General features: G+C 34.3%; 16 protein-coding genes and 1 pseudogene. 6 read left to right on the forward strand and 11 right to left on the reverse strand.

Annotation, left to right across the window (positions count from 1 at the left end):
• The 4 genes from MHB48_RS15935 to MHB48_RS15950 all read right to left on the reverse strand — a co-directional run bounded on the left by MHB48_RS15935 (position 1) and on the right by MHB48_RS15950 (position 2,029).
• Positions 1 to 1,206, reverse strand: a complete 1,206-nt coding sequence (locus MHB48_RS15935) for a DNA repair exonuclease (protein ID WP_342598918.1) — start codon at positions 1,204 to 1,206, stop codon at positions 1 to 3.
• A gap of 94 nt (positions 1,207 to 1,300) precedes the next feature.
• A complete protein-coding gene (locus MHB48_RS15940) occupies positions 1,301 to 1,498 on the reverse strand; it encodes a hypothetical protein (RefSeq protein ID WP_342598919.1) in 198 nt (65 codons plus the stop codon).
• A 17-nt stretch (positions 1,499 to 1,515) separates the two neighbouring features.
• Complete coding sequence (locus MHB48_RS15945; RefSeq protein WP_342598920.1) at positions 1,516 to 1,827, reverse strand: hypothetical protein; 312 nt, start codon at positions 1,825 to 1,827, stop codon at positions 1,516 to 1,518.
• Complete coding sequence (locus MHB48_RS15950; protein ID WP_340923096.1) at positions 1,820 to 2,029, reverse strand: helix-turn-helix transcriptional regulator; 210 nt, start codon at positions 2,027 to 2,029, stop codon at positions 1,820 to 1,822. Before MHB48_RS15950 ends, MHB48_RS15945 begins: the two co-directional genes overlap by 8 nt.
• Positions 2,030 to 2,172: 143 nt before the next feature.
• On the opposite strand from MHB48_RS15950, the gene MHB48_RS15955 reads away from it, so the two are divergent.
• Entirely contained in the window at positions 2,173 to 2,358 is a 186-nt protein-coding gene (locus MHB48_RS15955; RefSeq protein WP_340923098.1) for a YhzD family protein, read from the forward strand.
• 514 nt (positions 2,359 to 2,872) lie between these two features.
• Here the strand turns inward: MHB48_RS15955 and MHB48_RS15960 are convergent.
• A complete protein-coding gene (locus MHB48_RS15960; RefSeq protein ID WP_342598921.1) occupies positions 2,873 to 3,433 on the reverse strand; it encodes an XRE family transcriptional regulator in 561 nt (186 codons plus the stop codon).
• A gap of 166 nt (positions 3,434 to 3,599) precedes the next feature.
• Between MHB48_RS15960 and MHB48_RS15965 the strand changes: the two genes are divergently transcribed.
• Entirely contained in the window at positions 3,600 to 4,481 is an 882-nt protein-coding gene (locus MHB48_RS15965; protein WP_342598922.1) for a DMT family transporter, read from the forward strand.
• A gap of 141 nt (positions 4,482 to 4,622) precedes the next feature.
• Positions 4,623 to 4,745 carry a hypothetical protein gene (locus MHB48_RS15970; RefSeq protein WP_342598923.1) on the forward strand — a complete coding sequence of 41 codons (123 nt, stop codon included), beginning with the start codon at positions 4,623 to 4,625 and terminating at the stop codon, positions 4,743 to 4,745.
• Between the two features lie 278 nt (positions 4,746 to 5,023).
• Here MHB48_RS15970 and MHB48_RS15975 read toward each other — a convergent pair.
• Positions 5,024 to 6,384 (reverse strand): IS3 family transposase gene (locus tag MHB48_RS15975; protein ID WP_342598924.1). Its coding sequence is split into 2 segments (ribosomal slippage): positions 5,024 to 5,928 and positions 5,928 to 6,384, totalling 1,362 coding nucleotides; the frame shifts between segments, so codons are not numbered across the junction.
• Between the two features lie 307 nt (positions 6,385 to 6,691).
• Between MHB48_RS15975 and MHB48_RS15980 the strand changes: the two genes are divergently transcribed.
• Positions 6,692 to 6,871 carry a hypothetical protein gene (locus MHB48_RS15980; protein WP_342598925.1) on the forward strand — a complete coding sequence of 60 codons (180 nt, stop codon included), beginning with the start codon at positions 6,692 to 6,694 and terminating at the stop codon, positions 6,869 to 6,871.
• 573 nt (positions 6,872 to 7,444) lie between these two features.
• Positions 7,445 to 7,678 (forward strand): permease, encoded by a 234-nt coding sequence (locus tag MHB48_RS15985; protein WP_342598926.1) that lies wholly within the window; start codon positions 7,445 to 7,447, stop codon positions 7,676 to 7,678.
• A gap of 359 nt (positions 7,679 to 8,037) precedes the next feature.
• Here MHB48_RS15985 and MHB48_RS15990 read toward each other — a convergent pair whose 3' ends face one another.
• The 4 genes and pseudogenes from MHB48_RS15990 to MHB48_RS16005 all read right to left on the reverse strand — a co-directional run bounded on the left by MHB48_RS15990 (position 8,038) and on the right by MHB48_RS16005 (position 10,941).
• A complete protein-coding gene (locus MHB48_RS15990) occupies positions 8,038 to 8,670 on the reverse strand; it encodes a type 1 glutamine amidotransferase family protein (RefSeq protein ID WP_211893775.1) in 633 nt (210 codons plus the stop codon).
• 75 nt (positions 8,671 to 8,745) lie between these two features.
• Complete coding sequence (locus tag MHB48_RS15995) at positions 8,746 to 9,708, reverse strand: YafY family protein (RefSeq protein ID WP_342598927.1); 963 nt, start codon at positions 9,706 to 9,708, stop codon at positions 8,746 to 8,748.
• Between the two features lie 99 nt (positions 9,709 to 9,807).
• A pseudogene (locus MHB48_RS16000) lies at positions 9,808 to 9,928 on the reverse strand (DUF6262 family protein); the annotation flags it as partial.
• Between the two features lie 317 nt (positions 9,929 to 10,245).
• On the reverse strand, positions 10,246 to 10,941 hold the full coding sequence (locus MHB48_RS16005; RefSeq protein WP_342598928.1) for a helix-turn-helix domain-containing protein: 696 nt from the start codon (positions 10,939 to 10,941) through the stop codon (positions 10,246 to 10,248).
• 96 nt (positions 10,942 to 11,037) lie between these two features.
• On the opposite strand from MHB48_RS16005, the gene MHB48_RS16010 reads away from it, so the two are divergent.
• Positions 11,038 to 11,649: a flavin reductase family protein gene (locus MHB48_RS16010; protein ID WP_342598929.1), complete on the forward strand. Its 612-nt coding sequence runs from the start codon at positions 11,038 to 11,040 to the stop codon at positions 11,647 to 11,649.
• A 397-nt stretch (positions 11,650 to 12,046) separates the two neighbouring features.
• Here MHB48_RS16010 and MHB48_RS16015 read toward each other — a convergent pair whose 3' ends face one another.
• Positions 12,047 to 12,763, reverse strand: coding sequence for a 3-ketoacyl-ACP reductase (locus tag MHB48_RS16015; RefSeq protein WP_342598930.1), 717 nt, complete (start codon positions 12,761 to 12,763; stop codon positions 12,047 to 12,049).
• Between the last annotated feature and the right edge of the window lie 203 nt (positions 12,764 to 12,966).

Genomic DNA, 12,966 nt, shown 5'->3' on the forward strand with positions numbered 1-12,966 from the left:
TTACTCCCCCCTCGTTACAGCTTTAGAAAGCGCATGCTCTGCTTCCCTCATCGTGTTATCAATAAAATTCTGATCAATTGCAGGTAAATATCTACTTCCTTTTGGGTGCTGATACATATCTTTTAAGACATTTTTCCAATCGGAAATTTCCCAGTTATTTAATATTTCCATCAGCATAGTAGATTCCTTCCATTCTTCTTTTGGAAGCTTGATATTTAGCTCTTTCACAATTACAAAGGCATTTTTCATGTCAACACTTTCTTGAATTAAAGATAGCCATTCTTCCTTAGATGATGCTTGTAGCAGTTCAGCCGTTTCTTCCGAAATGTCCGTCAGTGTAAGCTCCACTATAGCATTTCCATTTAAGGCGATATAGCTATTTAGCGCTTGCTCCATATGTTGGATTAATTCATTTGCATGCATGATGCCTTTACACGATACACTCATCTCATCATAAATAAAAGCAGATGAAGGAATAAATTGTAGATCCGCCTTATCTTTCGTTAAGGTGACTTCATAAAACCCCTTAACGCCTTTCTCATTTCGGTGCCTGCTTTGTATATTTCCTGGGTATACTATAGGAGGATCATCGTGGACAATTTGACGCTTATGAATATGCCCCAGAGCCCAATAATGATAGCCCTTCCCAATTAGATCACTCTTTCGAAACGGAGCATATACATCATGCTCCTTGTTCCCATCCATACTGCCATGCAGCATTCCTATATGAACGTCCCCACTGTTCGCGATTGGATAAAAAGCATGCATTGCTTCACGAATATGTCGGTCCTTATAACTAAACCCTGAAATTTGCACTGTAACTCCTTTAATCATAATAGACTTCGTTTCTACTTCTTCTCCAAATACATGGACATTCTCTGGTAGCTGAAAGCGTACCCAGCTCCCACTTAAATGATCATGATTACCATAGCAAATAAAAACAGGAATATTTTCTTTACCTAAAGCTTCCATGCCTTTTTGAAATAAATGCTGGGCACGTAGGCTTCTATTCTCTCCATCATAAATATCACCGGCAATTAATAAAAAATCGGGCTTACTAGCAATTGCGTACTCTATGATGTTCGTAAAAGCATGAAAGGTACTTTCTCGTATATCCTTCCATCTATTTTGTGGAATAGCAGATATCCCTTTAAATGGACTATCCAAATGTAAATCTGCAATATGAAGAAAACGAATTTCTTTCATCCAATGCACCTCATTAAAATCGAATATTTGTTCTTATTTTATCATATTAAAAAGACTGTATACAACTAAATGTGTACAGCCCCCCGCTTTATAATTATGCGCTTTTACGTTCTATTTTTAATTCCCGAAGCGTTAGCATTATTCCAGTTAATCCCGCGGACAGAGAAGGAGGAATACTAAATAGAAGGTACTTCCATTGATCCGTTATCAAAGAGAGTAAAAGAAAAAATATTGGAAATCCAATTAATACAAACAATGAAACAATTAGTGCCCATTTAGTATTATTTTTCACTTTATAACACTCCTTATTTAGTTATCTTGATTAGCAATAAAAGCTCCTATTGAATAGGAAACCATATGAACTAGCCATATCCCTGTTAGTAAGAAAAAGGTCAGTCCAGGCCCTTCCATTACTATGACAATCATCCACACAATTAGGATGGCAACAGTCGTCGCTTTCCAGGAAAAGGATCGTGCTTTTTCATGAACTTTTTTATAACGCTCGTCAAACCATCTCTTTTTCTTTCCAATTTTCCACATAATTAAGAAAACAATAGACATTAAGACAATCGCTAAAGGCAAACCGCTTAAAAATGTAAGCAAATCAAATTTTTCATACATTCTTTTCATCCTCCTCATAAATAAACAATTGTTCAATCGTACATTGGAACAGTCTAGAAATTTTAAAGGCCAAATTTATGGATGGATTGTACTTTCCTTTTTCCAATGAAATAATCGTCTGCCTTGATACATCCAGCTTCTCTGATAGTTCATCCTGTGTCATTCCCAATGCCATTCTTCTGTCTCGAACGAAATTCTTCATACCTAATCACCCCATCTTTGTAAAGGTAACTTTACGTAAAGTGTACTTTACACTCACCTACTATGTCAAGCTTACTCCACATATTATTTTCAAAATTTTTCGTGTATAATATATATTTAAGAATAATAAAGGGGTGTTCATTCTTGAAAATGTATAAATTTACTGCATTTGAACCAACTGGAAAATTGATTGTGGAAGAGACTTGGAGTTTCGAAAATGACGACGAAGCGAAGAAAAAAGGGGAAGCTGCTGTCGAAGAAAAAGGCTTAGCAGAAACAACACATCGTTTAGTAAATAGCTCCGGTAAACTAGTATTATTCCACGTGTAAATAGGAAAGGTGCATTAACCATTAGTTGGTTATGTACCTTTTATTATTTTTCATGCCAGTTCCAATAGTTGATTTCACCTAATGAGCTTTGTGAAAAAGTCTGATTAATTATAATAAAATTTGATTAAAATCATCTCACCTCTAAAAGAAACTTATAGAGGTGAGATGATTTTTATTGAATATTTATGTTAACATCGCTTTAAAGATTGTGAAGAAATGTACTTAAACTAACGGAGCAGTTTAGTTGAAGAAGAAATGCTGTAAAATTCGGATACTAGTTGTGATATCGCCGGTCATGTTATTCAACAATCGGGCCAGATTGTTGAATAACGCCTTTAAAGAAAATTGAATATCTATGTTAAAGTTTAGAAGAGGTTGTGAACATAGGTTTGAAATAAAATCGAACCGTTTTACGGGGCTGTTCCAAAAGTCGATATTTGATCGATTTTTGGGCGGTCCCCTTTTTAGTGGTTGAAGTCACTCTTTCTTTAATATTTACATGGGGAGGGGCTATTTAAACTAATGATGGAGTTAGTACGAATAAAATATGATTCGATTCATCACTTTTGTTCAAAAATCGGTGTTTAACATTTGGTGGAATGCGTACGACATCTCCTTCATTTAAAAAGTATTCGGTGCCTTCCAGTTCGACATACGCTTGTCCTTTCATGACGACAGCAATTTCTTCTTGGTTATCGTGTGAATAGTGACTTTCCGTAGTGCTTGCGTGTGCATTTAAATCCATTAATAAGAGTTCAATATGTGCTTTCATGAAGTCTGGTGTTAACACATCAAAGACAATATGGTCACTATTCTCACGATATACTTTCTTTCGTTCATGTTTTCTCGAAATGAGCGAATCCGTATCAATTTCATTAATGAAGAGGGTAAAGAGTGGTACATTTAATGCCTGTGCAATCAGCTTTAGTACACTTAACGATGGATTTGCTTGTCCTCTTTCTATTTGGCTAATAAGTGAAGTGCTAATCCCAGCATAATCAGCGAACTCACGAATTGTCATACCACTCTTTTTACGATAATTTAATACGGTTTGCCCGAGACGATGATCGTTCATAGTAAAACCCCTTTCTACAATAATGTATGTTTAACTCATTTTGTGCTGACATATTAAACATAGCGAAATAATACTTTTTTCAATTACATAAATATTTTATACTTACTTTTGTACATTATAATAAATTTATTTTATTATTGTAAATAATTATCTAGGAGGACCAGAATTGAAATCCCCTCATATTTCTTACGCACTCTTATTTTTTGGCGTATTTGCATTATCAACTTCAGCTATCTTTGTGAAATTAGCTGATGCACCTGCTACAATTACAGCATTTTATCGGATGCTTTTTGCAACTGTAATACTTTTTCCATTTTTATTAGTTAATAAAAAGAACCGACAAGAATTACATTCGTTATCCAAAAAACAATGGGGACTCGGATTATTATCAGGCGTATTTCTAGCAGCACACTATGTATTGTGGTTTGAATCATTAAATTACACATCTGTTGCAAGTTCGACGGTTATCGTCACATTACAACCACTATTTTCGATGATTGGCGGCTATTTTTTATTCAAAGAGCGTTTCAGTAAAGGGGCTATAATGGGTTTTCTCGTAGCGATTGCCGGAAGTATTGTCATTGGATGGCAAGATTTTCAAATTAGTGGACTAGCATTATTTGGCGATATACTTGCTCTTATTGCGGCAGGCATCATAACAGCTTACTTCTTCATTGGTCAGCATGTTCGTAAAAGGCTATCTCTTATCCCATATTCAGTTATTAGTTACGGGAGCAGTACATTACTTTTAGGTATTTTTGCTTTCTGTCAGCAAACACCCTTCTTTAATTATTCTGTACAAACATGGTGGTCCTTTATTGGATTAGCGTTTATTGCAACAGTTTTAGGGCAAACAATTTTCAATTGGTTGTTGAAATGGCTAAGTACTTCCATTATTTCAATGAGTATATTAGGAGAGACAATTGGAACTTGTATACTCGCGTATTTCATTTTGGATGAAGTCATTTCTTTACAACAAGGTATGGGTATCGTACTCATCTTAATCGGTCTAGCATTATTTTTACTACAGAAAAGAAATAAAGAATAAATAATAGAGATTAATTGGCGGTACGAGAATAGATTTAATTGAAGCACATTTATTAGAATAATATCTTTTAAAATGATTTCCTTGTTCAACTATTGGGCACTATTATGGAATAAAACTTAGATTCTTAAAGGAAGAAAGTAGATGCCACTGAACAGACAAGAAGAGGTAAAATCAATTTTCTATGAGAAAGTTAAAAAGAATAATTTAGATTCTAATGCATTTAATCTTAAACTGATTGATATTGATGATGGACCAGATTGGTAATTAGGTTCTTATTCAACTACCATGAAAATTAGTTTCTTCAAAAAATGACAATACTTAAGAAGACCCCTACTTAATCGTAAAAAAAAAAAAAGAGGAGAGCATAAATAAGTCTATGGATTACGGTAGACTGGATTAAGGTCAGTATCAGTATGACACTTCCTAAACATTTTCATTCTCTGTGGTGCAGCACTGATTTTGTGCTGCATGGATGGCTAACGGGTGCTTTAGTTAAACAAGACCATCATTTTGAACTGACCCAATAAAGTTAGACAAATAATTTAGGCTGCTTCTAAGAACTGAGTTCGGTATTCTACCGGGCTCAAGTCTTTTAATTTTGCCTTCATTCGCTTGTGATTATAATACTCCATATATTCTTCTAATTCCTTTTCAAAATGCTCCATGCTCTCAAACTCTTGTAAATAAAGCAGTTCAGACTTTAATAGGCCAAAGAAATTTTCAACGACTGCGTTATCTAAACAGTTCCCTTTACGAGACATACTCTGCGTAATTTGATGTGCTTGTAATGTCTGTTGATATTTTTTCATTTGATAATGCCAGCCTTGATCAGAATGAAGGATGACTTCGTCTCCTGGCTGGAGGCGCTGAACAGCTTCGTCTAACATATCTCCTACAAGTTGATAGACCGGTCGATTCATGACTTTATATGCGATAATTTCACCGTTACATAAATCTAGAACAGGTGACAGATAACGTTTTTCTCCAAAGAGATGGAATTCGGTCACGTCTGTTACCCATTTTTGATTCATTTTCTCCGCCTTAAAATCACGTTGTAATACATTAGGAGCGATTTTCCCAACGTTTCCTTTATAAGAGCGATACTTCTTTATACGGACCTCACATTTTAAACCGATTTCATTCATTAAGCGATTGATGGTCTTCGGGTCATACCTAAATCCGTATTTCTTCAGTTCTTTCGTGATGCGGCGGTAGCCATAACGACCCTTATGTTCGTGATAAATGTTCTTGATCGCTTCTTTTACTGTTTCATATTTATCTACTTGATTCAATCGTTTTTCCCAGTAGTAATAAGTACTGCGTGGAATGTCAGCGACTTGAACTAAATCCACGACTTCATAATGTTTCTTTAGTTCAAAAATTACTTGCGCTTTGATTTTGTTTGTAATTTTTCTTGTTCGTGAACTAAAGCTTTCAACTTTTTTAAGTAGGCATTCTCCATACGCAAACGTTCATTTTCAGCTCGTAGAGCTTCCATAGATCCTTCATCTGGAGTTGTTTTTTTGTCATTCGATTTGGTTTCCTTTTTCATGGATGGACGCCTCTTTTTCTTTGTTTTTAGCGCGTCCAATCCTTTTGTCTTAAGCAACTCCTCCCACTGATAAATAGTACTCGGAGAAGAAATATTAAATTTGCTTGCCGTTTCTAGAAAAGACGCACCTGTTTCGTTCATAAAATTAAGTACGTCTAGTTTAAACCCAGATGAGTAGCTTGTATAGCCTTTCTTAAACCCTTTTTCACCATGTGCTTCAAATAATTTCACCCAAGTAATGACTTGAGATTTAGCTACGCCAATGCTTTCTGCAATAGTTTGATAGCTTTCGTTTCCAGTTAAATAGCGTTCCACCGCTTGTAATTTAACTTCTACTGTATATTTAGACATAAAAACACCCCGTAAATGTTAGTTGGTGTCTAACATTTACGGGGCAGTTCATTTCGATGGTCTATTATTACGTCCAAAACATCAAGTAGATTTCGGCAATCAATTGTGAAATGTTACACTTAAACTAACAAGACAGGTTACTAAAAAATAGTATAGTGTGGAATTAGAAGATGGAACATATCTAATAATTTCGTGGGAGCTACGGCTAAGGTCTTATATTTTATAAGACTATCACTGTATTTACGGCTTAATAAATCTTTGTTATGCTTTTTATGGAAATAATTTCTTATATGAAGGAGATATCTATGTGAAGAAAATGAAGAAAATATTATTAGCAGTAGTATCAGTCGTAATTATAATAGCTATATACCTTAAAATTGAATTATCTGATGAAGAAGCATATAAAATGTGTTTAGGGGCACAGGGAATTTCGAACACAATTGCCAAAGTACTTGGTGACGAACCATCTAATGCTTGTAATGAATAAAAAGAGGTTGAGAATCATTAACTAATAGTGTTTTTTCATTATACTAACAAAAATAATATATGCTTTTTAGCAGCCAATTTTTAAAATGAAGAATAAAAAAATGGTTATTTTTTTCAAGACATTTAACAGAAGAAAAGTGAAGCTTATTCAACAATTGCACTCGTTTGTTGATTATGCTTCACTTTTCTTCTTAAACTACCATGAAAATTAGTTTCTTCAAGAAAAGAAAAATGACAATACTTAAGAAGACCCCTACTTAATCGTAAAAAAAAGAGGAGAGCATAAATAAGTCTATGGATTACGGTAGACTGGATTAAGGTCAGTATCAGTATTGACACTTCCTAAACATTTTCATTCTCTGTGGTGCAGCACTGATTTTGTGCTGCATGGATGGCTAACGGGTGCTTTAGTGAAATATAGAGTTGGATAATACAGCTCTTTTTTTTGTTCAACTAAAGCCGCAGGTTAGTTGAAGAGTGTTGTTTAACTTGTGTTCAACAATCGGGCCATTTTGTTTAATAAATGGATATCTTTAGTTTGAAAATCACATGTTGGTACAGGGGGTGGGATTGTATGTGGAGTTTTAACACTTTTAAAGACAAACGTTATTGGATTCTTTTGATTCCAGCTATAATTATTTTGGTCTTGTACGCTGTTTTTACCCCTGATTATATTCTTGAAAAAACTTACGTTTTACCATTTTCAATACTTATAGGTACAGCTTTATTCTGGTCGACATACCATCTTTGGAAGTATTTTGGTGATAAAAAGAAGAGGAATAATACGGATGACAGTTGCGATTTGTAACCTGCTTGTTCAATAAACGGGCGCGACTGTTTAATAAGCGTCTCTTTTCTTATTAAACTACCATGGAAGAACGTAATTTTCTTGCATATTCTGTGGTGAAGCAGTTCATATATCAAGAGTAAAGTGAAAAAAACATTATGACAGCAACCTCTTTGCTTTGACTACGTGTCTTCAAAGTCGGCATAATTAAATTACTTATTTTATGAAAAACAGGTAAAAAGAATGAAAGATCAAGTTGCATTTATACTGCTTTTTAAGGTCTTTATTTTAAGTTATATACAAAAACCATGCTTTAGACATCGTCTAAAGCATGGTAATTATTTGAACTAATATTAAACTGCTAAGTTGATTTTTTTAGCTCATCTACTTATTGAGTCCATTAACTGGAAAAAATATTCGGGTTTATGAGTCTTATTTAGGTTATACCATGAATGCAATGTATCTGGTGCAAATACATCTAATTTTTTCATTACTTCCATCGCAAATTCCAGAGGAGCTACTCCTGATGCAGTAACCAAATTCTCGCCAGATACTACAGGTTCCATCTCATAAAATTTTTCTCCTTTATAATTAGGACAGACCATTTTAATATACTCTAAGTCATTGCTTGTATGCTTTCTAGAATCTAGGTATCCAACATTCGCTAGTCCCTCAGTTGCACCACAAATTGCAGCAACAATAGTGCCAAGCTTTAAAGCCTCGCCAATTTTTTTCAAAATAGGTTGATGAATATCTTCTCCCCAAGTATTCCCTCCAGGTAAAATTATAAGATCCGTACTCTCAAGAGTACACTCATCAAGGGAAATATCTGGTTTTATGCTCAGTCCTCCCATTGTAGTAATAATTTCTTTATTAGCTCCTACTGTAATTACTTTTAAAGGTGCTAAATCTTTTTTGAAATATCTTCCTGAGTTTAGTTCCGCAATTAAATATCCATATTCCCAGTCCGACATTGTATTAAATACATAAAGAAAAACTTTTTTTGTTTGCATTCAATAACACTCCAATCACATTTAATATAGACAAAGATAACATAACTTCCCTGACACCTAGCGTCAGGGAAGTTATCAAATTTGATGAAATTTTATTAATTCCGACAAAACTTCAATCATTCTTTTCTTAAGACTGATTGGCTCAATAACTCGAATAGATTTACCGTACGGTAAAAGTAAATAAGGTACATATGTATGTATTATATCTTTCTCAAGAAGAAATACTGCTTGATTTGAAGTCCACTCTTGTAAATAATTTCCTAAAAACCAATGTTGGCAAATATCACTCAATGCCCTTTTATCTCCATTAATAACCAAAGAAATAATCCCTTCCTTATCTTCTATAGTTGGAACAAGGTTTTTCATAAAAAAGTCACGCGCTGAAAAATTTTCTGGTCGGTTAAACTTATTTTCGGTTAACATTAGACTTTCCATTCGATCTACTCTAAAACTACGGATATCATTCCTAAGATGACAAAATCCAATCACATACCACTTATTATTCCAATAAATAATTCTGTACGGATCCACCAATCTATACTTTGATTGCCCTTCAGCACTTTTATGGTATAGAGCTTTTACAGAGTATCCGTCAGCTACGGCCTGCTCCAACTTCTTCAAAAAAGGTTCCATAGCGAGGGAACTTAATCGACTTATTACTTCAAGACTAGTTAAATGTTGATTTATCTTTGTTTCCTGCTCTTGATTCGAATATTTTCTTAGCTTTGAAATAGCCCTATTTAGTGCTTCACCTCCATAATACCCGGCTTCTTCTGCAAAAATAGCAGCGTGAAATAGCGAGGTTTGCTCCTCAAAATCAAAAAAAAGAGGAGCTTCAATAAAATTGTTCAATAAAGTGTATCCACCGTTATGTCCTGCGTCTGAAATTATAGGTACACCGCTTATTGAAAGTGTATCAATATAACGATACACAGTCCTTATATTCATCTCTAACTTTTCTGAAATTTGTTTCGCAGTAATTTTTTCACCTGAACTAAGCATCCATAGAATCGCTAGTACATTGTCAATTTTAGCCATAGAATCCACCTCTATATGGAAATAAATTTATTTTTAAATAATACTAAAAACATTACCTATTCATTGAATTTCTATTTAAAAGTAAGAAAACCGAAAAAGCTAAAACAACTTGCCATGTAATTTTTGAACTTGACCTTTTAATTTGTTTGTTCTCTTCTTCTAGCGCCTTTATACGGTTTTTTAAGGTCTTTATTAATACTTCCTCTGAACGGACACTTTTACTAGTTTTACGAGGGCTTAACTCACTTATTTGCATCCCTCTTAATAACAAAGCACAAAAATGATCAAATTTTTATAAAAACCACATATGAAATGATAAAGAAAGAATCCATTTTGATTTGCCGTAAAATTTAGGCTCATACAATATTTTTGATCAAAATTTATTATAATACTACAAATAAGAATAAACTATTCTTCTAATATTTCTATAAGCCGTACAACCACATTTCGGAAAAACCCCACGTTAAGCAAAATTTCAACACAAAACAGCCGACTTCAACCCCTTTAAGGCTAAATCGGCTGTTTTATATTCAAAACTTAGTTGTTTGTAATATCAAAAGAAAATGTTTCTTTTAGTCCCTTTTTCCCGTCAGAAGTGATTTTTATTGCTCTTGTTTTAGGTAAACGTTGAACCCAATTTAATTCTAATAATCTTTCTAGAAGGGCATTTCCTAATGCTCCCGCAAGATGGTGACGTCTTTCACTCCAATCTAAACATTTGTGTGTGAATGAACGACGCTTTTTCTTAACCATTTCAAGATCAATTAGAAAAGTTGTAAAGAATGATTCTCCTTTTTCAGTAACAGTAAACCCGTCCTTTTCTTCATAAATAACACCCATTTTAATTAAAGAATCTGTTAATTGTACTCCTAAATTCCCTGCAAGATGATCATAACATGTTCTTGCAAAACGCATCGCTTTATCTTCCGAAGCCTGTTTTAATGATTTAATTTCAATTGGTGGAGCTATTGATAAAAATGACTCCATAACTTGAGCAACTTCTTGGTTTCGAATTCCATAATATCGATGTCTTCCTTGTTTTTCAACTGTAACTACATTCGCATCGATCATTTTTGTCAAATGGAAACTAGCCGTTTGTGGTTTGATTCCTGCCATATATGCTAATTCACTTGCAGGATGGAATCTACCATCTAATAAGACTGTTAATATTGCTGCACGAGAAGTTTCACTCACAAGAGTAGCAATCATTGCTACATTTGGATTTGCATTCATTAAAATTCCTCCCTAATGTAATCCATATTTCGATGATAATCGAAATATTTATATTATACAATAAATAAGGAAGAACATATTAGTAGGAGGAAAAAAATGAAACAGGTTTCAAACACTGAAATTATTAAACCAAAAATTCTATACTACGGAACTCCTGTGATCTTACTAAATTCGCTAAATGAGGATGGAACCGTTAATATCAGCCCAATGTCATCGTCATGGGCATTAGGAGATTGTATTATATTGGGAATTGGACTTGGCGGGAAAGCGATTGAAAACTTAGAACGACATCCTGAATGTGTAATCAATGTTCCGAGTCCCTCATTATGGGAGAATGTTGAACAATTAGCCCCTTATACAGGGAAAAATCCCGTTCCAGATTATAAGAAAAAGATTGGATTTACATATGAAAAAGAAAAATATGATATTAGTAGATTAACACCTACTGAGTCTAAATCGGTAAAACCTACTCGAATTATGGAGTGTCCAATTCAAATTGAGGCAAGGGTGAAAAACATTCGAATTCCTGATCATTCTCCTGGTTTTGCAATTGTTGAGACACAAGCTGTACATGTACATGCTCATAAGGAAATCATTATTGAAGAAAATCATATTGACCCAAATAAATGGAGCCCACTTATATATAATTTTCGTCATTATTTTGGTCTTGGTAACCAGTTAGGTAAAACCTTTAGATCCGAAATATAAATAAATATATTATTTTTTAAAGTGGACAATTCTTTCTTCATTGGAGTTAAGTATTGTAAGTTTTCTTATTCAACTAACGAGTGCTTTAGTTAAAGAACATGGGGTTGCTTAGGTAGCTCTTTTTTCTTATTGAACTAACGCAGCAGGTTAGTTGAAGAGTGTTGTTTAACTTGTGTTCAACAAGCGGGCCGTTTAATTGAGTAATAGGTTGCAAAAAACACACTTTTTTTTAAAATTTTCTTCTTACTACACAAATGTCATTAATACCAATGCTCCTCGTGATGCCGTTCATGTGATAGATGGGTTGGCAGTACCACCATTAGAGCTTTTTATTCTAAAAAAGGAAAACGCTATCCAAAATACATCGGATAGCGTCTTGATATTTCGAATAGTTCTATTAAGGGTTCGTCGACCAAAGGCCTGCATGTTTTAATACAACACGTGGATGAAGTTTTAGCTGCGCAACCATTAATTCTGCTAAATCTTCTGCTTGCATTACTTTTTCTGGATTACCGTCTGTTAAGTTTAGCTCAACTGCCATATCGGTCGCAACTGTACTTGGTGTTAACGTTGTAACGCGAATATTTTTCTTACGCACTTCAAGCATTAATGACTCACTTAGTCCAATAACTGCAGCTTTTGAAGCCGAGTATGCACTTGTAATTGGTGCACCTTTTTGACCAGCTGTTGATGAGATGTTAATGATGTCGCCTGTGTTGCGCTCCATCATTTCTGGTAATACCGCACGTGTTGTGTAGTACACACCTTTTACGTTGACATCGATAATATTTGTCCATTCTTCAGGCGTTAAGTCCATGAAGCTACCGAATTTTGAAATGCCGGCATTATTTACTAAAATATCGATTGCACCAAGCTCGCCACGAATCGATTCAACCGCTGCTGTGATAGAATCTAAATCCGCTACATTCGCTGCAGCGATTGCTACCTTCACTTCATATTGTTTAAGTTCCTCTGCAACTTGTTGTAAATTTTCAAGCGTACGTCCAACAAGACCTACGTGAATACCTTCCTGCGCAAAAGCTATTGCTGTTGCACGTCCAATTCCACGCCCTGCTCCTGTAATTAATGCCACTTTCCCTGTGATTGTTTGCATATTTTTTGCTCCTTTAGATAAGATAGATTTATTATTGATGAAATAAAGTGTATTAAACTAAAAAAATTAATACTTGAGTAAGGTGAGTTTGATAAAACCGTTCTGAAGGTATAATTAATTACGCTGTTTTACTCGGAAATGATTTGTCTTTAAGACTAACTTCATTCTACCTACAGTTTTCTCTATTGTGAAGAACGCACTTT

Source organism: Psychrobacillus sp. FSL H8-0483, assembly GCF_038637725.1.
Lineage (GTDB): Bacteria > Bacillota > Bacilli > Bacillales_A > Planococcaceae > Psychrobacillus.

What these genes read in the sequence shown, in the direction of transcription:
- MHB48_RS15935 (WP_342598918.1), bottom strand. Translation starts at nt 1,206, where the DNA reads ATGAAAGAAATTCGTTTTCTTCATATTGCAGATTTACATTTGGATAGT.
- MHB48_RS15945 (WP_342598920.1), bottom strand. Translation starts at nt 1,827, where the DNA reads ATGTATGAAAAATTTGATTTGCTTACATTTTTAAGCGGTTTGCCTTTA.
- MHB48_RS15950 (WP_340923096.1), bottom strand. Translation starts at nt 2,029, where the DNA reads ATGAAGAATTTCGTTCGAGACAGAAGAATGGCATTGGGAATGACACAG.
- MHB48_RS15960 (WP_342598921.1), bottom strand. Translation starts at nt 3,433, where the DNA reads ATGAACGATCATCGTCTCGGGCAAACCGTATTAAATTATCGTAAAAAG.
- MHB48_RS15970 (WP_342598923.1), top strand. Translation starts at nt 4,623, where the DNA reads ATGCCACTGAACAGACAAGAAGAGGTAAAATCAATTTTCTATGAGAAA.
- MHB48_RS15985 (WP_342598926.1), top strand. Translation starts at nt 7,445, where the DNA reads ATGTGGAGTTTTAACACTTTTAAAGACAAACGTTATTGGATTCTTTTG.
- MHB48_RS15990 (WP_211893775.1), bottom strand. Translation starts at nt 8,670, where the DNA reads ATGCAAACAAAAAAAGTTTTTCTTTATGTATTTAATACAATGTCGGAC.
- MHB48_RS15995 (WP_342598927.1), bottom strand. Translation starts at nt 9,708, where the DNA reads ATGGCTAAAATTGACAATGTACTAGCGATTCTATGGATGCTTAGTTCA.
- MHB48_RS16005 (WP_342598928.1), bottom strand. Translation starts at nt 10,941, where the DNA reads ATGAATGCAAATCCAAATGTAGCAATGATTGCTACTCTTGTGAGTGAA.
- MHB48_RS16010 (WP_342598929.1), top strand. Translation starts at nt 11,038, where the DNA reads ATGAAACAGGTTTCAAACACTGAAATTATTAAACCAAAAATTCTATAC.
- MHB48_RS16015 (WP_342598930.1), bottom strand. Translation starts at nt 12,763, where the DNA reads ATGCAAACAATCACAGGGAAAGTGGCATTAATTACAGGAGCAGGGCGT.